Source organism: Agromyces sp. ISL-38 (assembly GCF_018613935.1).
Taxonomy (GTDB): domain Bacteria; phylum Actinomycetota; class Actinomycetes; order Actinomycetales; family Microbacteriaceae; genus Agromyces.
This window is the reverse complement of sequence record NZ_JAGGPF010000010.1, coordinates 499,384-518,450: the sequence shown is the minus strand read 5'-3', so window position 1 is coordinate 518,450 and position 19,067 is coordinate 499,384. Positions and strand designations below refer to the sequence as shown.

Annotated in this window: 16 protein-coding genes; 2 read left to right on the top strand and 14 right to left on the bottom strand. The window is 67.1% G+C overall.

What is annotated here, in order from left to right; translation table 11 throughout:
- Positions 1-8: 8 nt before the first annotated feature.
- The 12 genes from J7E25_RS12645 to coaE form a co-directional block, all read right to left on the bottom strand.
- Complete coding sequence (locus J7E25_RS12645) at positions 9-365, bottom strand: RNA polymerase-binding protein RbpA (RefSeq protein WP_214870472.1); 357 nt, start codon at positions 363-365, stop codon at positions 9-11.
- Positions 366-379: 14 nt separating this feature from the next.
- On the bottom strand, positions 380-631 hold the full coding sequence (gene secG, locus J7E25_RS12640; protein WP_214870471.1) for a preprotein translocase subunit SecG: 252 nt from the start codon (positions 629-631) through the stop codon (positions 380-382).
- Positions 632-714: 83 nt separating this feature from the next.
- The gene (gene tpiA / locus J7E25_RS12635; RefSeq protein ID WP_214870470.1) at positions 715-1,503 is read right to left on the bottom strand and encodes a triose-phosphate isomerase; all 789 of its coding nucleotides are present in this window, start codon (positions 1,501-1,503) and stop codon (positions 715-717) included.
- Complete coding sequence (gene pgk, locus J7E25_RS12630; protein ID WP_214870469.1) at positions 1,494-2,708, bottom strand: phosphoglycerate kinase; 1,215 nt, start codon at positions 2,706-2,708, stop codon at positions 1,494-1,496. Before pgk ends, tpiA begins: the two co-directional genes overlap by 10 nt.
- Positions 2,709-2,719: 11 nt before the next feature.
- On the bottom strand, positions 2,720-3,724 hold the full coding sequence (gene gap / locus J7E25_RS12625) for a type I glyceraldehyde-3-phosphate dehydrogenase (protein ID WP_214870468.1): 1,005 nt from the start codon (positions 3,722-3,724) through the stop codon (positions 2,720-2,722).
- A 94-nt stretch (positions 3,725-3,818) separates the two neighbouring features.
- Positions 3,819-4,445, bottom strand: a complete 627-nt coding sequence (locus tag J7E25_RS12620) for a superoxide dismutase (RefSeq protein ID WP_214870467.1) — start codon at positions 4,443-4,445, stop codon at positions 3,819-3,821.
- A gap of 134 nt (positions 4,446-4,579) precedes the next feature.
- On the bottom strand, positions 4,580-5,560 hold the full coding sequence (gene whiA / locus J7E25_RS12615; protein ID WP_214870466.1) for a DNA-binding protein WhiA: 981 nt from the start codon (positions 5,558-5,560) through the stop codon (positions 4,580-4,582).
- Between the two features lie 63 nt (positions 5,561-5,623).
- Positions 5,624-6,499, bottom strand: a complete 876-nt coding sequence (gene rapZ / locus J7E25_RS12610; protein WP_214870465.1) for an RNase adapter RapZ — start codon at positions 6,497-6,499, stop codon at positions 5,624-5,626.
- Positions 6,500-6,536: 37 nt separating this feature from the next.
- Positions 6,537-8,471, bottom strand: coding sequence for an excinuclease ABC subunit UvrC (uvrC, locus tag J7E25_RS12605; protein ID WP_214870464.1), 1,935 nt, complete (start codon positions 8,469-8,471; stop codon positions 6,537-6,539).
- Between the two features lie 4 nt (positions 8,472-8,475).
- Positions 8,476-11,367, bottom strand: a complete 2,892-nt coding sequence (gene uvrA / locus J7E25_RS12600; RefSeq protein ID WP_214870463.1) for an excinuclease ABC subunit UvrA — start codon at positions 11,365-11,367, stop codon at positions 8,476-8,478.
- 129 nt (positions 11,368-11,496) lie between these two features.
- The gene (gene uvrB / locus J7E25_RS12595) at positions 11,497-13,563 is read right to left on the bottom strand and encodes an excinuclease ABC subunit UvrB (protein WP_214870462.1); all 2,067 of its coding nucleotides are present in this window, start codon (positions 13,561-13,563) and stop codon (positions 11,497-11,499) included.
- Positions 13,564-13,573: 10 nt separating this feature from the next.
- Positions 13,574-14,203 carry a dephospho-CoA kinase gene (gene coaE / locus J7E25_RS12590; RefSeq protein ID WP_214870461.1) on the bottom strand — a complete coding sequence of 210 codons (630 nt, stop codon included), beginning with the start codon at positions 14,201-14,203 and terminating at the stop codon, positions 13,574-13,576.
- 52 nt (positions 14,204-14,255) lie between these two features.
- On the opposite strand from coaE, the gene J7E25_RS12585 reads away from it, so the two are divergent.
- Positions 14,256-14,858, top strand: a complete 603-nt coding sequence (locus J7E25_RS12585; RefSeq protein ID WP_214870460.1) for a DUF4126 domain-containing protein — start codon at positions 14,256-14,258, stop codon at positions 14,856-14,858.
- 53 nt (positions 14,859-14,911) lie between these two features.
- Here J7E25_RS12585 and rpsA read toward each other — a convergent pair whose 3' ends face one another.
- Positions 14,912-16,360, bottom strand: a complete 1,449-nt coding sequence (gene rpsA, locus J7E25_RS12580; RefSeq protein ID WP_214870459.1) for a 30S ribosomal protein S1 — start codon at positions 16,358-16,360, stop codon at positions 14,912-14,914.
- Positions 16,361-16,906: 546 nt separating this feature from the next.
- Here rpsA and J7E25_RS12575 point away from each other — a divergent pair.
- On the top strand, positions 16,907-17,281 hold the full coding sequence (locus tag J7E25_RS12575; RefSeq protein WP_214870458.1) for a hypothetical protein: 375 nt from the start codon (positions 16,907-16,909) through the stop codon (positions 17,279-17,281).
- Between the two features lie 34 nt (positions 17,282-17,315).
- Here J7E25_RS12575 and J7E25_RS12570 read toward each other — a convergent pair whose 3' ends face one another.
- Positions 17,316-18,980, bottom strand: a complete 1,665-nt coding sequence (locus J7E25_RS12570; RefSeq protein ID WP_214870457.1) for a DUF885 domain-containing protein — start codon at positions 18,978-18,980, stop codon at positions 17,316-17,318.
- Between the last annotated feature and the right edge of the window lie 87 nt (positions 18,981-19,067).

Genomic DNA, 19,067 nt, shown 5'->3' with positions numbered 1-19,067 from the left:
CGGGAAGGTCAGGCCTGTCCGCGGCGGGCGCGCAACTGCGTGAGTGCGTCGTCGAGCAGGGCAGCGGCCTCTTCGTCGGTGCGACGTTCCTTGACGTAGGCGAGGTGCGTCTTGTAGGGCTCGAGCTTCGAAACCGAGGGCGGGTTCTCGCGATCGCGCCCGGCAGGCAGCCCGGTGGACGGGCTGTCGATGATGTCGGGAATCTCCTCTTCGGGCAGGTTCGCCGCGAAGTACCGCACCGTCTCATTGCCCTGGGCATCCCAATAGCTCACCGCGACGCGATCGGCGTGAAAGCCACGATCCTGTTCGCCCATCGGCCCCGCGCCCACGCGCGAGCCACGGATGGCGCTGTTTCCTGATGCCATGTTCTTCTCCCCCGTCAGATTCCGGCGTCGAACTTGGTGATGAGACCGAGCACGACGATGCAAGTCACCCAGATGAGGCCGAGGATGATCGTGATCCGGTTGAGGTTGCGCTCAGCGACACCGGATGCGCCGAGGCTCGAGGTGACGCCTCCACCGAACATGTCGGAGAGACCGCCGCCACGGCCCTTGTGCAACAGGATGAGCAGCGTCAGCAGGAGGCTCGTGAGACCGAGCAGTACCTGCAGGACGACCTGGAGAATCTCCACGGTGAACCTTTCCGGGCACGACGCAGGGGGTCGGGCCGACAATCAGTATAACGGCACGCGAGCCGCGGCCGAGGAGGCTTCGCTCAGGCGCCGACGTGCTTCTTGAACCGCGCGATGCTCGAGAACTCGTCGATGTCGAGGCTCGCCCCGCCGACGAGTGCACCGTCGACGTTCGGCTCGCGAAGGAACGAGGCGATGTTCGCCGCCTTGACCGAGCCGCCATAGAGCACACGCGTCGCCTGGGCGGTCTCCTCGCTGAAGACCTCGGCGAGCACGCCGCGGAGAGCTGCGGCGACCTGTTCGGCCTGGGCGGGCGTCGCGGCCTGACCCGAGCCGATGGCCCAGACCGGCTCGTACGCGACGACGAGTCCCTTCGACCCGTCGACGCCTTCCAGGGCGGCGCGCAGCTGCGCTACCGGCACGGCGCTCGGGCCGTGGGCCTCGAGGTCTTCGGCGGTCTCGCCGACGCACAGCACGGGGATGAGGCCGTGCCGATGCGCTGCGAGCACCTTCGCGTTGACCTCGTCGTCGCTCTCCCCATGCAGGGTGCGTCGCTCGGAGTGTCCGATGATCACGTATCGGCAGTCGAGTGCCGCGAGGAACGCCCCCGAGATCTCACCCGTGTATGCCCCGGAGTCGTGCGCCGAGACATCCTGGGCGCCGTACGAGATCGGGAGCGAATCGGCCGAGATGAGCGTCTGCACCGATCGCAGGTCGGTGAACGGCGGGAACACCGCAACCTCGGCGTCGGCGAAGTCATGCCTCGCGTCGGAGAGACTCCACGCGAGCTTCTGCACGAACGCGATCGACTGCAGGTGATCGAGGTTCATCTTCCAGTTGCCTGCGATGAACGGGGTGCGCTTCACTGCCATCCGAGGACCTCCAGTCCGGGGAGCTTCTTGCCTTCGAGGAACTCGAGGCTTGCGCCTCCGCCCGTCGAGATGTGACCGAATTGGTCGTCGGAGAACCCGAGCTGCCGCACCGCGGCCGCGGAGTCTCCTCCTCCGACGACGCTGAGGCCATCGACTGCGGTGAGGGCCTCCGCCACCGTGAGGGTGCCCGCAGCGAACGGCGCGAGCTCGAACACGCCCATCGGCCCGTTCCAGAAAACGGTCTTCGAGCCGCGGATGTGCTCGGCGAAGACCGCCGCAGTGTCGGGCCCGATGTCGAGGCCGAGTCCGGATGCCCCGAACGGCGTCTGCTCGATCGCATCAGCGGCCGTCACCACGTGCTCAGCCTCGGCCGAGAAGGCGGATGCCACGACGACGTCGGTCGGCAGCACGATCGAAACGCCACGCTGCGTCGCCTCGGCGAGGTATCCGCGCACCGTCTCGATCTGGTCTTCCTCGAGGAGGCTCGAGCCGACCTTGTGTCCCTGCGCGGCGAGGAACGTGAAGAGCATGCCGCCGCCGATGAGCAGGGTGTCGACACGGGGCAGCAGGTGTGCGATGACCCCGAGCTTGTCGGAGACCTTCGATCCGCCGAGCACGACCGTGTACGGGCGCTCCGGCGATTCGGTGAGGCGGTCGAGCACTTCGAGCTCGGTCGCGATCAGCAGTCCGGCCGCGCTCGGCCGGAGGTCCTCGAGTTCGAAGACGCTCGCCTGCTTGCGATGCACGACACCGAATCCGTCGGACACCACGGCGTCGGCGAACGCGGCGAGCTCTCCCGCGAAGGCGGTGCGCTCCGCCTCGTTCTTGCTGGTCTCCCCCGGGTTGAACCGGAGGTTCTCGAGCACGAGCACCTCGCCGTCGCCGAGCGCCGCGACCTTGGCCGCGGCATCCGTGCCGACCGTGTCGGCGGCGAAGCCGACCGGGGCGTCGAGCAGCTCACCGAGACGCGCAGCGACCGGTGCGAGGCTGTACTTCGGGTCGGGCGCGCCGTCGGGCCGCCCGAGGTGGGAGACCACGATCACGCGGGCGCCCTGGCCGACGAGGGCCTCGAGCGTGGGGACCGATGCCCGCACGCGGCCGTCGTCCGTGATGACCGCGTTCTGGAGAGGAACGTTCAGGTCACAACGGACGACGACGCGCTTGCCGGCGAGCGGACCGAGGGTATCGATCGTTCGCAGGGTCACGATGACTCGACTCAGAGACGTTCGGCGACGTACTCGGTGAGGTCGACGAGACGGTTGGAGTAACCCCACTCGTTGTCGTACCAGCTCGAGAGCTTCACCTGGTCGCCGAGGACGCGCAGCAGGCCCGCGTCGAAGATCGACGAGTGCGGGTCGCTGACGATGTCGCTCGAGACGATCTCGTCTTCGGTGTACTTCAGGATGCCCTTCATGGGACCATCGGCGGCAGCCTTGTAGGCGGCCTTGACCTCGTCGACGGTGACCGGGCGCGAGGAGGTGACCGTGAGGTCGGTGATCGAACCGGTGGGAACGGGAACGCGCAGCGCGAAGCCGTCGAGCTTGCCGACGAGCTCGGGCAGCACGAGGCCGATGGCCTTCGCGGCGCCCGTGGAGGTCGGCACGATGTTGACGGCGGCCGCACGCGCACGACGCAGGTCCTTGTGCGGGCCGTCCTGCAGGTTCTGGTCGGCCGTGTACGCGTGCACCGTGGTCATGAGACCGCGCTCGATGCCGAACTCGTCGTTGAACACCTTGGCGAGCGGCGCGAGGCAGTTCGTGGTGCACGAGGCGTTCGAGATGATGTGGTGCTTCTCAGCGTCGTACTCGTGCTCGTTGACGCCCATGACGAACGTCGCGTCCTCATCGGTGGCGGGAGCCGAGATGAGCACCTTCTTGGCACCGGCGTTGATGTGCTTGCGCGCGTCGGTGGCCTTCGTGAAGAAGCCGGTCGACTCGATGACGATGTCGACTCCGAGCTCGCCCCAGGGCAGGTTGGCGGGGTCGCGCTCTGCGAAGACCTTGATCGCCTTGCCGTTGACGATGATCTGTCCTTCGTCGAACTCGACGGTCGCGTCGAGTCGCCCGGTGATCGAGTCGTACTTCAGCAGGTGTGCGAGTGTCTTGTTGTCGGTGAGGTCGTTCACCGCGACGATGTCGAGGTCTGCGCCCTGCGCAAGGGCGGCGCGGAAGTAGTTGCGGCCGATGCGGCCGAAGCCGTTGATGCCGATCTTTACAGACACGGATGTCTCCTGTTTGACGGTGCGCGATCGCGCTATTGCAAGGGTGAATTGATCGGACAGCGGTGTCCCCGGACGGGTCCGGGGACACCGTCCGCTACGACAGTAGCAGCAGCCCTGAGGTCTTCTCGCGTGCGGTGGTGAAGCGCTCCTGGACGTTCGCCCAGTCTGCGATGTTCCAGAACGCCTTCACGTAGTCGGCACGCACGTTCTTGTAGTCGAGGTAGTACGCGTGCTCCCAGACGTCGAGCATGAGGAGGGGCACGATGCCCGCGGGGAGGTTGCCCTGCTGGTCGAAGAACTGCACGATGATGAGGCGCTGCCCGATCGAATCCCAGGCGAGCACCGCCCACCCGGAGCCCTGCACACCGAGCGCGGTCGCCGTGAAGTGGGCCTGGAACTTGTCGAACGAGCCGAATCCGTCGTCGATCGCCGATGCGAGCTCGCCGGTGGGCTTGTCGCCGCCGTTGGGCGAGAGGTTCGTCCAGAAGATCGAGTGGTTGATGTGCCCGCCGAGGTTGAACGCGAGGTCCTTCTCGAGCTTGTTGACGTTCGCGAGGTTTCCCGAGTCGCGGGCTTCAGCGAGTTGCGCGAGCGCGGTGTTCGCGCCGGTGACGTAGGCCTGGTGGTGCTTCGAATGATGCAGTTCCATGATCGTGCCGCTGATGCTCGGCTCGAGCGCCGAGTAGTCGTAGGCGAGATCCGGGAGGGTGTAGTCAGCCATTGCTTCTCCTTCTCAGATGCCGGGCGTGCCGGGCTCCTGCCCGGTGTTCCGCGGCTGCGTTTCGAGTCTATGCCCGTCGCGAGCGGCGCCCGCGTGGCGCATGACGCACAGCGACGCTCTCGGGCGGAAGCCGCTCAGACGTCGTCGAGGTCGGCGGGCAGGCTCGCCTCGGTGCCCGGCACGCCGAGTTCGGCGGCGCGCTTGTCGGCCATCGCGAGCAGGCGACGGATGCGGCCGGCCACGGCGTCCTTCGTCATGGGCGGGTCGGCGTAATGGCCGAGCTCGTCGAGACTTGCATCGCGGTGGGCGAGGCGCAGCTCGCCGGCGTACTTCAAGTGATCGGGGATGCCGTCGCTCAGGAGCTCCATGGCACGCTCGACGCGTGCGCATGCGGCGACGGCGGCCTGGGCCGAGCGGCGCAGGTTCGCGTCGTCGAAGTTGACGAGCCGGTTCGCCGTGGCCCGCACCTCGCGGCGCTGCCGGAGCTCCTCCCAGTTGCGCACGGTCTCGGTGGCGCCCATCACGGCGAGCATCGCGCTGATCGCTTCGCCGTCGCGGATCACGACTCGGTGCACGCCACGCACTTCACGCGCCTTCGCCGAGATGCCGAGCCGGCCGGCGGCGCCGACGAGCGCCATCGCGGTCTCATTGCCCGGGCACGTGATCTCGAGCGCAGCCGACCTGCCTGGATCGGTGAGACTCCCCTGCGCGAGGAACGCGCCGCGCCAGATGGCCGCGACCTCGTCACGTGAACCCGTCGTGAGCTTGTTCGGCAGCCCACGCACCGGTCGGCGGCGCGCGTCGAGGAGGCCGGTCTGACGGGCGAGCGTCTCTCCCCCGTCGAGCACGCGCACGAGGTACTGGTTCGAACGACGGATGCCGGATGGGGAGATCACCGACACGTCGGGGCGCACGCCGTAGATCTCGCCGAGATCGCGTGTCACGCGGCGCACGATCGTGGGCGTGTCGAGCTCCGCCTCGATCGCGATGCGGCTGGAGATGATGTGGAGCCCGCCGGCGAAGCGCAGCACCGACGCGAGCTCCGCGGACCTCACGCTCGTCTTCGGCACGTCGACTCGCGCGAGCTCTTCTTTCACATCCGCGGTCAATGCCACTTCACGTCCAATCTTTCGTCATCTTGTCGTCACGCCTCATTCGAATGCCACGTCACGCCGGGGTCACTCGCGACCGAGATCGCGATCCTTGACACTCACGGCGACACCGGGCATCTGCTCGATCCGCTTGCGGAGTTCCCGGATGATGGCGACCGAGCGATGCTTGCCCCCCGTGCATCCGATCGCGATCGTCGCGTGCCGCTTGTTCTCCCGCTGGTAGCCCGCCAGGACCGGCTCCAGTGCCTTGGCATAGGCGTCGATGAACTCGCGTGCGCCCGCCTGCTCGAGCACGAACTCCGACACCGCGCTGTCTTCACCTGAGAGATGGCGGAGCTCGGGAACCCAGAACGGGTTCGGCAGGAACCTGGCGTCGGCCACGAGATCGGCGTCGGATGGCACGCCGTACTTGAATCCGAAGCTCAGCATGGTCACGCGGAGTCCGGCTTGCCCCTCTTCGGCGAAGGTCTCGGTGATGAGATTCGCCAGCTGGTGGATGTTGAGGTCGGTGGTGTCGACGACGATGTCGCTCGCCTCCCGAAGCTCTGCGAGACGTGCCCGTTCGTCGCCGATGCCGTCGAGCAGCGTGCCCGACCCCTGCAGCGGGTGCGGTCGTCGCACCGACTCGAAACGGCGCACGAGCACGGCGTCGGTCGCATCGAGGAAGACGACGCGCACGTTCACGCCCGTGCGCAACGCCTGGATGATCTCGCGGAGCTCCGAGAAGAAGTTGCCGCCGCGGATGTCGACGACCGCCGCGATACGGGGTAATGACGCGCCGGCGCGTTCGACGAGTTCGACGAGCGGGCGCAGCATCTGCGGAGGCAGGTTGTCGACGACATACCAGCCCAGGTCTTCGAGTGCATTGCCGACGGTGGATCGGCCCGCGCCGGACATCCCGGTGACGATGAGCATCTCTTGCTGCTCGGCCTCAGCTGCCATCGTCTCGAGGTCCCCTTCCGCGTGTCGACACCCCAGCCTACCGGGGCGCCGACACGCCGACAGCGCGCAGCTGCCGATGCACCGTCGCCGCAAGCACCGGCCCGATGCCGCTCACTTCTGCGATCTCGAGTTCCGTCGCGGCACGAAGTCGCGTGACCGAGCCGAAATGACGCAGCAGTTGCTTCACCCGCGACGGGCCGAGACCCGGGATCTCGGAGAGCACCGAGCCGATATCGCGCTTGCGGCGTTGCCGCTGATGCGTGATGGCGAACCGGTGCGCCTCGTCGCGAACACGCTGGAAGAGGAAGAGCGCGTCGCTGTTGCGCGGCAGGATCACGGGGAAGTCGGCATCGGGGGTCCAGATCTCCTCGAGCCGCTTCGCGATGCCGCAGAGCGCGATGCCCTCGACTCCGGACTCGGCGAGTGCACGCGCCGCGGCCTCGACCTGCGGCTGGCCTCCGTCGACGACGAGGAGGTTGGGGCGGTAGGCGAACTTCTTGCGAGATGCGGATGCGGCGGCGGCATCCGTTGTTGCGTGCGGCCCATCGATGCCCGCCGCACCGACCCCGGTGATCTCACCGTTCGACTCCGGCCGTGCAAGGTAGGCGAGCCGCCTCGTGAGCACCTGGTGGATCGAATCGGTGTCGTCGCTCGACTGCGGGATGGTGAATCGGCGGTACTCGTCTTTGCGCGGCAACCCGTCTTCGAACACGACCATCGATGCGACGATGTTGGTGCCGCTGAGATGCGAGACGTCGAAGCACTCGATGCGCAGCGGCGCATCGGCCATGCCGAGCGCCTCCTGGATGTCTTCGAGCGCGCGCGACCGGGTGGTGAAGTCGGCGCTCCGACGCGTCTTGTAGAGCATCAGGGACTGCTTCGCGTTCTGCGTCGCGGTCTGGAGCAGTGCCGCCTTGTCGCCGCGCTGGGCGGCGCGGAGCCGCACCTTGCGCCCGGCGAGCGTTCCGAGCCAGGTTTCGAGCGCGGCGGCGTCGTCGGGCAGTTCGGGCACGACGACTTCACCAGGCGGACGGATGTCGTCAGCGTAGGCGTTCTGCACGACCGAGTCGACGAGTTCGCCGAGCGGAACGTCGAGCTCCTTGTCGACGGTCCAGGAGCGCACGCCGCGGACCCGACCGCCGCGCACGATGAAGAGCTGCACCGCTGCCGAGAGCTCGTCGTGGTCGATGCCGAACACGTCGATGTCGACCGACTCGCCGAGCACCACCGCGCTCTTCTCGAAGAAGGACTCGGCAGCCTGGAGTTGATCACGCCGGCGCGCCGCGGTCTCGTAGTCCTGCGCGGCGGCTGCCGCCTTCATCTGCTGTGTCAGCTCTCCGATGATGCGTCGGTCTTGATTCTGCATGAACGCGACGAACCTGTCGACGTTCTCGCGGTGCTCCTCGATCGTGACGAGCCTCGAGCACGGTCCGAAGCATCGCCCGATCTGCCCCGCGAAGCAGGGCCTGCCGCTCGCCATGGCGCGCTTGTAGTCGGAGTCCTTGCACGTGCGGATCGGGAACAGCTTGAGCAGCACCTCGAGCGTCTCGTTGACTGCCCAGACCTTCGGGTACGGCCCGAAGTAGCGCGCACCGGGGATGCCGCGGCGACGCGACACCATCGCCCGCGGCGCCTCATCGGTGAGCGTGACGACGAGGTAGGGGTAGGACTTGTCGTCTTTGAACCGAACGTTGAACGGCGGGCTGAACTCGTTGATCAGCGTGATCTCGAGTTGGAGCGCCTCGACGTCGTTCGCGACCACCGTCCATTCGACGGACGTCGCAGTGGTAACCATGCGGCGCGTACGCTCGTGCAGGCTCCGCAACGGCGCGAAGTAGTTCGACAGCCGCGCCCGGAGATTCTTCGCCTTGCCGACGTAGAGCACGCGTCGATCGGCGTCACGGAAACGGTAGACGCCCGGAGAGGTCGGGATCTCCCCCACCCTCGGGCGGTACGCGACGGTCTCGTTCATCGCCTCAGCTGGCGACCTCGGCGCGCACGGATGCCGCGCCGAAGATCTCACGCAGGAAATAGCCGGTGTGGCTGTCGTGGATCTCTGCGACCTGCTCGGGTGTGCCCGTGGCCACGACCTGCCCTCCACCGGAGCCGCCCTCGGGCCCGAGGTCGATGATCCAGTCGGCCGACTTGATGACATCGAGGCTGTGCTCGATCACGATGACGGTGTTGCCCTTCTCGACGAGCTTGCCGAGCACCTTGAGCAGCTTCTGCACGTCTTCGAAGTGCAGGCCCGTGGTCGGCTCGTCGAGCACATAGACGCTTCGACCGTTCGAACGTCGCTGGAGCTCGGTCGCGAGCTTGACGCGCTGCGCCTCGCCGCCCGAGAGCGTGGTGGCACTCTGGCCGAGTTGCACGTAGCCGAGGCCGACGTCGACGAGCGTCTTCAGGAAGCGGTGGATCGCCGAGATCGGCTCGAAGAACTCCGCCGCCTCGCTGATGGGCATCGCGAGCACCTCGGCGATGTTCTTGCTCTTGTAGTGCACCTGCAGCGTCTCGCGGTTGTAGCGCTGGCCTCCGCAGACCTCGCACGCGACATAGACGTCGGGCAGGAAGTTCATCTCGATCTTGATCGTGCCGTCACCCGAGCACGCCTCGCACCTTCCGCCCTTGACGTTGAAGCTGAAGCGACCGGGCAGGTAACCGCGTGCCTTCGCCTCATTCGTCTCGGAGAACAGGGTGCGGATCCGGTCGAACACGCCCGTGTACGTGGCGGGATTGGAACGCGGGGTGCGACCGATCGGTGCCTGGTCGACGTGCACCACCTTGTCGAGCTGATCGATGCCGGTCACGCGGCGATGCTTGCCGGGCACCTTGCGGGCGCCGTTCAAGCGGTTCGCGAGCACGCGATAGAGGATGTCGTTCACGAGCGATGACTTGCCGGATCCGCTCACGCCCGTGACCGCGGTGAACGTGCCGAGCGGGAACTCGACGTCGACACCGCGGAGGTTGTTGGCTTCGGCGCCCTGCACGCTGATCATCCGTTCGGGATCGATCGGCCGCCGGTGCGACGGGATGGGGATCTCCTTGCGACCCGAGAGGTAATCGCCGGTGAGCGAGCGCGTGTTCTTCACGAGGTCGGCATAGCTGCCCGAATGGACGACGGTGCCGCCGTTCACCCCGGCACCCGGTCCGATGTCGACGATCCAGTCGGCCGTGCGGATGGTGTCCTCGTCGTGCTCCACGACGATGAGTGTGTTGCCGAGGTCGCGCAGTGCGATGAGCGTGTCGATGAGCCGGCGGTTGTCGCGCTGGTGGAGGCCGATGCTCGGCTCGTCGAGCACGTAGAGCACACCGGTCAGGCCTGAGCCGATCTGGGTTGCGAGCCGAATGCGCTGGGCTTCCCCGCCGGAGAGCGTGCCGGCGGCTCGTGCCAGATCGAGATAGCTGAGCCCGACCCGGATCAGGAAGTCGAGGCGCAGCTTGATCTCGCGGAGCACCTGTGCCGCGATGGTCTGCTCGCGCTGCGTCAGGTCGAGACGGTCCATGAAGGCACGAGCGTCGGTGAGGCTCAGTAGGCACGCGTCGGCGATGCTCATGTCGTGCACGAGCACCGAGAGCACTTCGGGCTTCAACCGCTTGCCGTCGCAGACCTGGCACGGCACTTCGCGAAGGTACTCCGACCAGCGAGCGCGCTGTGCATCGGTCTCGGCCTGGAGGTACTGGCGCTCGATGTACGGCACCACGCCCTCGAATCCGGAGCTGTAGCTCATCTCGCGACCGTAGCGGTTGCGCCAGCGCACCTTCACCTCGAAGTTGTCGCCCCGGAGCACTGCGGCGCGTGCATCGTCGGCGAGCTCCTCCCACGGAGTGGCGAGTGAGAATCCGAGATCGCGGGAGAGGCCGTCGAGCAGCTTCTCGTAGTAGTTGTAGAGGCTCTTGCCCTGTGAGGTCCACGGCAGGATGACACCCTCGGAGATGCTGAGGGCGGGATCGCCGAGCAGGAGCGACTCGTCGACCGACATGCGCGTGCCGAGACCCGAGCACTCGGGGCAGGCACCGAACGGCGCGTTGAAGGAGAACGTGCGAGGCTCGATCTCAGTGAGCTGGATCGGATGCTGATTCGGGCACGAGAGCTTCTCGGAGAACGTGCTCCACGCGGAAGGACCGGTCTCGTCGACGAAGTTCACCTGCACGAGCCCGTCGGTGAGGCGCAAGGCGGTCTCGAGCGAGTCGGTGAGCCGGCCGAGCACATCGGGACCGGCCACGAGCCGGTCGATCACGACCGAGATGTCGTGCTTGACCTGCTTCTTCAGCGTGGGCGGCTCGGAGAGCCGGATCACCTCGCCGTCGACGACCGCGCGCGAATAGCCCTGCGCCGCAAGCTCGCGGAAGAGGTCGACGAACTCGCCCTTCTTCTGCGAGACGACGGGGCTGACGATCTGGAAGCGCGTGCCCTCGGGCAGCTCCATCAACTGGTCGGCGATCTGCTGCACGGTCTGCCGCTGGATTCGCTCGCCGCACACCGGACAGTGCGGCACGCCGATGCGAGCCCACAGCAGTCGCATGTAGTCGTAGATCTCGGTGATCGTGCCGACGGTCGACCGCGGGTTGCGGTTCGTCGACTTCTGGTCGATCGACACAGCCGGGCTCAAGCCCTCGATGAAGTCGACGTCGGGACGATCGACCTGGCCGAGGAACTGGCGCGCATAGGCCGACAACGACTCGACGTACCGACGCTGCCCTTCGGCGAAGATCGTGTCGAAGGCGAGCGACGACTTGCCCGACCCCGACAGCCCGGTGAAGACGACCATCGCGTCGCGCGGGATCTCCACATCGACATTCTGCAGATTGTGCACGCGGGCACCGCGAACACTCAGGCGCGAATGGGCATCGAGACGTGAAACTGGCACCCTACGAGTCTAGAGAAGCCCACTGACACCCCTACCCGGCCAGCGCGTGCTGTCAGCGAACATACGTTCGATTCTCGGTTTCACGCGCCGCGCCCTCGAGCAGTCGCCCGCGAGGATTCAGCAGGTTCCTCAGCCGAGGTGCCCGGCCTTCTCCATCTGGCGGAGCTCGCGCTTGAGGTCGGAGACCTCGTCGCGCAACCGTGCCGCGAGCTCGAACTTCAGCTCACCCGCGGCTTGCAGCATCTGTTCGTTGAGGTCACGGATGAGCTCTTCGAGGTCGTTCGCCCCGGCTGCCGCGATGCCCTCACGACGGAGGTTCGGCACGGGCGCCTTCCGCTTCGCGTCACGACCGGCGAGCAGAGCGGCGGTGTCGGCTTCTTCACGCGCGAGCACTTGCGTGATGTCGGCGATTCGCTTGCGCAGCGGTTGCGGGTCGATGCCGTTCGCGCGGTTGTACTCGAGCTGCCGGTCGCGGCGACGGGTAGTCTCGTCGATCGCGGACTTCATCGAGTCGGTGAGCACGTCGGCGTACATGTGCACCTCGCCGGAGACGTTTCGCGCCGCGCGACCGATCGTCTGGATGAGCGACGTCGACGAGCGGAGGAACCCTTCCTTGTCGGCATCGAGGATCGCGACGAGTGAGACCTCGGGCAGGTCGAGTCCCTCGCGCAGGAGGTTGATCCCGACGAGCACGTCATAGACGCCCGCACGGAGCTCGGTGAGCAGCTCGACCCGGCGCAGGGTGTCGACGTCGGAGTGCAGGTATCGCACGCGGACCCCCGCCTCGGTGAGGAAGTCGGTGAGTTCCTCAGCCATCTTCTTCGTGAGCGTCGTGACGAGCACCCGCTCGTCGCGCCCGGCGCGAAGCCGGATCTCCTCGAGCAGGTCGTCGATCTGCCCCTTCGAGGGCTTCACGACGATCTGGGGGTCGACGAGGCCGGTCGGCCGGATGATCTGCTCGACCACGCCGTCGGCGATGCCCATTTCGTAGCGGCCCGGCGTTGCGGACAGGTAGACCGTCTGGCCGACGCGCGACTTGAACTCGTCCCACTTGAGCGGCCGGTTGTCGAGCGCACTCGGCAGCCGGAAGCCGTGCTCCACGAGGGTGCGCTTGCGTGACGAGTCTCCTTCGTACATCGCGCCGATCTGCGGCACGGTGACGTGCGACTCATCGATGACGACGAGGAAGTCGTCGGGGAAGTAGTCGAGCAGGCAGTGCGGTGCCTCACCAGCGGCGCGGCCGTCGATGTGCCGCGAATAATTCTCGATGCCCGAGCAGAACCCGATCTGCTCCATCATCTCGAGATCGAATGTCGTGCGCATTCGAAGGCGCTGCGCCTCGAGGAGCTTGCCCTCGCGCTCGAGCTCGGCAAGGCGCTCCTCGAGCTCGATGCGGATCGTGCCGATCGCGCGCTGCATCACATCGGTGCTCGCGACGTAGTGCGAGCCGGGGAAGACGGGCACGGCGTCGAGCTTGGCCACCACCTCGCCGGTGAGCGGATGCAGGCTGTAGAGCGCCTCGATCTCATCGCCGAACATCTCGATGCGGATCGCGAGCTCCTCATAGATCGGGATGATCTCGATCGTGTCGCCGCGCACCCGGAAGTTGCCCCTCGAGAAGTCGACGTCGTTGCGCTGGTACTGCATCGAGACGAACTTGCGGATGAGCCAGTCGCGATCGACCCGTTGGCCGACCGTCAACGGCATCATCGCGCCGAGATACTCCTCGGGCGTGCCGAGTCCGTAGATGCACGAGACGCTCGAGACCACGACGACGTCGCGCCGGCTGAGCAGGGAATTCGTGGTGGAGTGACGCAACCGCTCGACCTCGGCGTTGATCGACGAGTCCTTCTCGATGAAGGTGTCGGTCTGCGGCACGTAGGCCTCGGGCTGGTAATAGTCGTAGTACGAGACGAAGTACTCGATGGCGTTGTTGGGCATGAGCTCGCGGAACTCGGTGGCGAGCTGCGCGGCGAGCGTCTTGTTGTGCGCCAGCACGAGCGTGGGCCGCTGCACCTGCTCGATGAGCCACGCAGTGGTCGCGGACTTGCCGGTGCCGGTTGCGCCGAGCAACACGACGTCGGTCTCACCCGCGTTGATGCGCCCCGCGAGCTCGGCGATCGCAGCGGGCTGGTCACCGCTCGGGCGATAGTCGCTGACGACCTCGAACGGTCGAACGGATCGGGTGGCCTGCATGCTCTCCAGTCTAGGATCGCCCGCCGACACTGCGGCCGGCCCGCTCCTCCTCGATACGGTTCCAGAGCGCGTCGGTCTGGCTCATCGTGTGCGCGACCGAACCGTCGGTGTCGATGACGACGTCGGCGATCGCGAGACGCGCCGCATTGTCGGTCTGGGCGTCGACGCGCGCCTCCGCCTGGATCGGGTCGAGCCCGCGCTCCTCGACGAGGCGTTTGACCTGCGTGCGGCGCGGTGCACTCGTCACGACCACGAGATCGAACGGGTGATCGACGGATGCCTCGACGAGCAGCGGCACGTCGTACACGACGACCGCATCGGGGTCTTCCCGCTCCGCCTTCGCGATCAGCCGGCTGGACAATTCTCGCACCGCCGGATGCACGATGGCGTTGAGCCGGGCGCGGGCCTCCGGATCGCCGAACACGAGTTCACCGAGCTTCGCCCGATCGAGCGAGCCGTCGTGACGGATGATGTCGGGGCCGAACTCCTTGGCGATCGCCGCGAGTGCCGGGGTGCCCGGCTCGACTGCACGACGCGCGAGCTCGTCGGCATCGATATGCACTGCTCCGTGCTCGTAGAGCCTTCTCGCGACGGTGGACTTTCCGGAGGCGATTCCGCCAGTGAGACCGATCAGATACACGCCTCCACTCTAATCGTGCGACACTCGACGCGAAGGCCAGGGAGGGGTGCCCATGCTCGAGTTGCTCACCGGCTCCGGGCTCGCACTCGCGGCCGGGTTGAACGCGTGGATACCGCTCGTGGTCATCGGCGCCCTCGACCGCTTCACCGGGATCGTCGAGCTGCCACCGGGTTGGGCGTGGCTCTCGAACGAGTGGGTCCTCGCAATTCTCGTCGTGCTGCTCATCGTCGAGTTCGTCGCCGACAAGATACCGGGCTTCGACTCCGCCAACGACCTCGTGCAGACGGTCGTGAGGCCCACGGCTGGCGGCCTCGCATTCGGATCGGGAGTCAGCGCCACGACGGCCGCGGTGACCGATCCCGAGGCCTTCGTCGCCTCGCAGGACTGGGTGCCCATTGCCATCGGCGTGGTGCTCGCGCTCCTCGTCCACCTCGCGAAGGCGGTCGCTCGTCCGGTCATCAACGCCGCGACCGGGGGCGTCGGCGCACCGGTCGCAAGTGCCGCGGAGGATGTCGGCAGCTTCGCCCTCGCCTTCGCGGCATTGCTCGCCCCACTGCTCGTGGTGCTCGGCATCGTGCTCATCGTGATCATGGTGGTCGTACTCGTGCGGCGCCGGCGAAACCGCCGCTCGCGACATCCGCAGACCGCGCCCTGAAACGGCGGAAGGCCGGCCCCCGAGGGGACCGGCCTTCCGTTCGTCGCGAACGACTAGTTGTTGCTCGACAGCTTCTCGCGAAGCGCCGCGAGCGACGCGTCGTCGGCGAGGGTTCCCGCGCCGGCGGCATCGCTCGAGTACGAAGCAGCACCGGCGAACGTCTCGTCGGTGGCCGCAGCGGTGTTCGCCTGCGCGACCTGCTTCTTGTGCGCCTCCCAACGAGCCTGGGCGGCAGCGTAGTCCTGCTCCCACTTCTCGCGCTGGGTTTCGAAGCCCTCGCGCCACTCGTTGGTCTCGGGGTCGAAGCCCTCGGGGTACTTGTAGTTGCCCTGCTCGTCGTACTCGGTGAGCATGCCGTAGAGGGCCGGGTCGAACTCGGTGCCCTCGGGGTCGACACCCTCGTTGGCCTGCTTGAGGCTCAGCGAGATGCGGCGACGCTCGAGATCGATGTCGATGACCTTGACGAAGACCTCTTCACCGACGGACACGACCTGCTCCGCGAGCTCGACGTGCTTGCCGGAGAGCTCGGAGATGTGGACGAGACCCTCGATGCCGTCGGCCACGCGGACGAACGCACCGAACGGCACGAGCTTCGTGACCTTGCCCGGCGCGACCTGACCGATCGCGTGGGTACGGGCGAAGACCTGCCACGGGTCTTCCTGCGTCGCCTTGAGCGAGAGCGAGACGCGCTCGCGGTCGAGCTCGACGGAGAGCACCTCGACGGTGACCTCCTGGCCGACCTCGACAACCTCGCTGGCGTGCTCGATGTGCTTCCACGACAGTTCGGAGACGTGCACGAGGCCGTCGACCCCGCCGAGGTCGACGAATGCGCCGAAGTTGACGATCGAGGAGATGACGCCCTTGCGGATCTGGCCCGGGTGGAGGTTCGCGAGGAAGGTCGAACGCGACTCGGACTGCGTCTGCTCGAGGAGCGCACGGCGCGAGAGCACGACGTTGTTGCGGTTCTTGTCGAGTTCGAGGATCTTCGCTTCGATCTCCTGGCCGAGGTACGGCGTGAGGTCGCGCACGCGGCGGAGCTCGATGAGCGAAGCCGGGAGGAAGCCGCGGAGGCCGATGTCGACGATCAGGCCGCCCTTGACGACCTCGATGACCGAACCGGTCACGACGCCATCGGCTTCCTTGATCTTCTCCACGTCGCCCCACGCACGCTCGTACTGCGCGCGCTTCTTCGACAGGATGAGGCGGCCTTCTTTGTCTTCCTTCTGAAGGACGAGTGCCTCGACGGTGTCGCCGACGTTGACGACCTCTGTGGGGTCTACGTCGTGCTTGATGGAAAGCTCACGGGAGGGGATCACACCCTCGGTCTTGTATCCGACGTCGAGGAGCACCTCGTCGCGGTCGATCTTCACGACGGTGCCCTCGATGAGGTCGCCGTCGTTGAAGAACTTCAAAGTCTTCTCGACCGCGGCGAGGAAATCGTCAGCAGATCCGATGTCGTTGATCGCGACCTGCTTGGGTGCCTTGGTCGTTGCGGTTGTCATGTAGTGAATGCTCCGTATTGGACAATATCGGGCCCGTCGCAGAGGTAGAGCGTGTTGTTGGTTCCGCGATGGGCATGCGGACAGGGATGTCACACGAGTGACGATCCATCCTAACGGAATCCGGACGCGAGCGGCAACCGCGGGTCGAACGCACGCGCGTGGCCTGAAATGCGGCCCCTCGAACGGGCGCGCGGCACACGTCGTGCCCGAGTCTCCTACCCAACGGACGCCACGTCAACGACCGCCGTGGACGTTTGTCCGGACTTTGTAAGTTTATCTTGACAAAGTATCGGAAAACCTGAAAGCGTTTTCCCGAATTGCCGGTGCACACAGCCACGGCGAGAATCACATGGACGCTCAGGGACGAGCGATCACGCCTCATCGGTCGAATACGACCCGCTTGATCCAGGCGGGCTCGTGCTGCGCGAGGAACTCGCCGCTGGCTACTATCAACCTCTGCCGGAGCAGCTCCGGCGATCGAACGGCGTCTATCCACTCGAATTCGAAGGACGCTTCGCGGCGGCGATGGCGTTCAGCGAGCGGTCGGTGGACCTTCTCCCCCTGCGCACGTCGATGACGGCGAAGCTCACCGACGACGGCGCCGAGCTCACCGTCACGACCGACGGCCCCGCCACTGCACATGCGCTGGAGATCGCCCTGCGCGATGAACCGGATGTCGCCGGCGCAGCGCCCCTCGGTGACGGCCGCTACCACCTCGGCGACGACGCGGCCGCGATCACGGCCGCGGGAACCACCGTGCGGGTCGCACTGCACGGCGCCACGGGCGCCGCGCCCGCCCCGCAGTACCACCCCGGCGAGGCGTACACATTCCTCGACGGCACCGATGCCGTGGGCGGAACACGCCTGTATGCGACGTGGAGCTCGCCCGGAACCGTCACAGTAGGGCTCCGCCGCACCTGAGGCTCCGCCAGCCGCACCTGAGGCCGGCCTCCGCTCAGCCGAGGAGCGCCGTGCGAAGCGTGTCGAGGCCGACACCGCCGAGGTCGAGCGCACGCCGGTGGAACTCGCGGATGTCGAACGCAGCGCCCTCGCGGCGCTTCACCTCGTCGCGCAACTGCTCCCAGATGCGCTGGCCGACCTTGTACGACGGCGCCTGACCCGGCCAGCCGAGGTAACGGTTCACCTCGAACCGCACGAATCCCTCGTTCATGTTGACGTTCTGGCGGAGGAACGCGAGGGCGTACTCCCCTGTCCACACACCCTCACCGTCGGGGCGCTGCTTGCCGAGGTGCACGCCGATGTCGAGCGCGACGCGAGCCGCGCGCATCCGTTGGCCGTCGAGCATGCCGAGCCGGTCGGCGGGGTCGTCGAGGTAGCCGAGGCCCTCCATGAGCCGCTCGGCGTAGAGCGCCCAGCCCTCGGCGTGACCCGACGTGCCCGCGAGTTGCCGGCGCCACGTGTTGAGCTTGCCGCGATTCACGACCGCCTGGCCGATCTGCAGGTGATGGCCGGGTACCCCCTCGTGGTACACGGTCGTCAGCTCACGCCACGTGTCGAACTCGGTGACGCCCTCGGGCACCGACCACCACATGCGGCCGGCCCGGCTGAAGTCGTCGGTGGGCGCCGTGTAGTAGATGCCGCCCTCCTGCGTGGGGGCGATCATGCACTCGAGGGTACGGATGTCGGCGGGAATGTCGAACTGCGTGGCACCGAGCTCGGCGACGGCCCGGTCGCTCGTCTCCTGCATCCACCGCTGCAGGGCGTCGGTGCCGTGGAGCTTGCGGCTCGCGTCGCCGTCGAGGAAGGCGATGGCCTCGGCGACGGATGCCCCCGGCACGATCTCGCGCGCGATGGACTCCTGCTCGTCGACCATGCGAGCGAGCTCCTCGATGCCCCACTCGTAGGTCTCGTCGAGGTCGATCACGGCGCCGAGGAAGCGGCGCGACTGGAGGGCATAGATCTCACGGCCGACGGCGTCGTGCTCGCCCGCTGCCGGAAGGAGCTCCTGCTCGAGGAAGGCGGCGAGCCGGGCATAGGCGCTCCCCGCTTGCGCAGCACGCCCGGCGAGGTCGGCACGCAAGGTGGCGGGCAACTCGGCCGGCGCTCCCCCGGTGAACTCGGCGAAGAAGCCGCCGTTGCGCTCGAGCTTGTGCGCTTGCGCCGCGACCTCACGCACCTGCCGCGCCGCCGGGACGATGCCGCGCTCGATGCCGAGCCGGAGCGTCTCGATGTAGCCGTCGAGTGCAGCAGGCAGGGCGCCGAGACGAGTGGAGATCGTGGACCAGTCGTCGGGGTCGTCGGTCGCCATGAGGTCGAAGACCTCGCGGATCTCCTGTGCCGGGCTCGCGATGACATTGAGGTCGCGGAGCGGCAAGCCCGCCTCGTGCGCCTCGAGGTCGAGCGTGAGTTCGCTGCGGAGGTCGGCGAGTGTGACGGCGTCGATCTCATCGACCGCCGCCGCCGCGTCGAGCTGCGCGAGGGTGTGACGCACGGCCTCGGCCGACCGTTCGAGGCCCTCGGGCGAGTAGTCGCCGAAGCGGGAGTCGGCCTCGGCACGACCGATGTAGGTGCCGAGCGTGGGGCTCAGCTCGACGAGGGTGTCGACCCACTCCTCTGCGATGCGGTCGATGTCGGTCGGAATGCGTTCACTCGCTGCCATGGAGCGAGCCTATGACACACCTCCGACGCACGGCGAGGGATGATCGGAGACCGCGACGATGGGGATGCCTCGGGGTGCGCGTGCTCG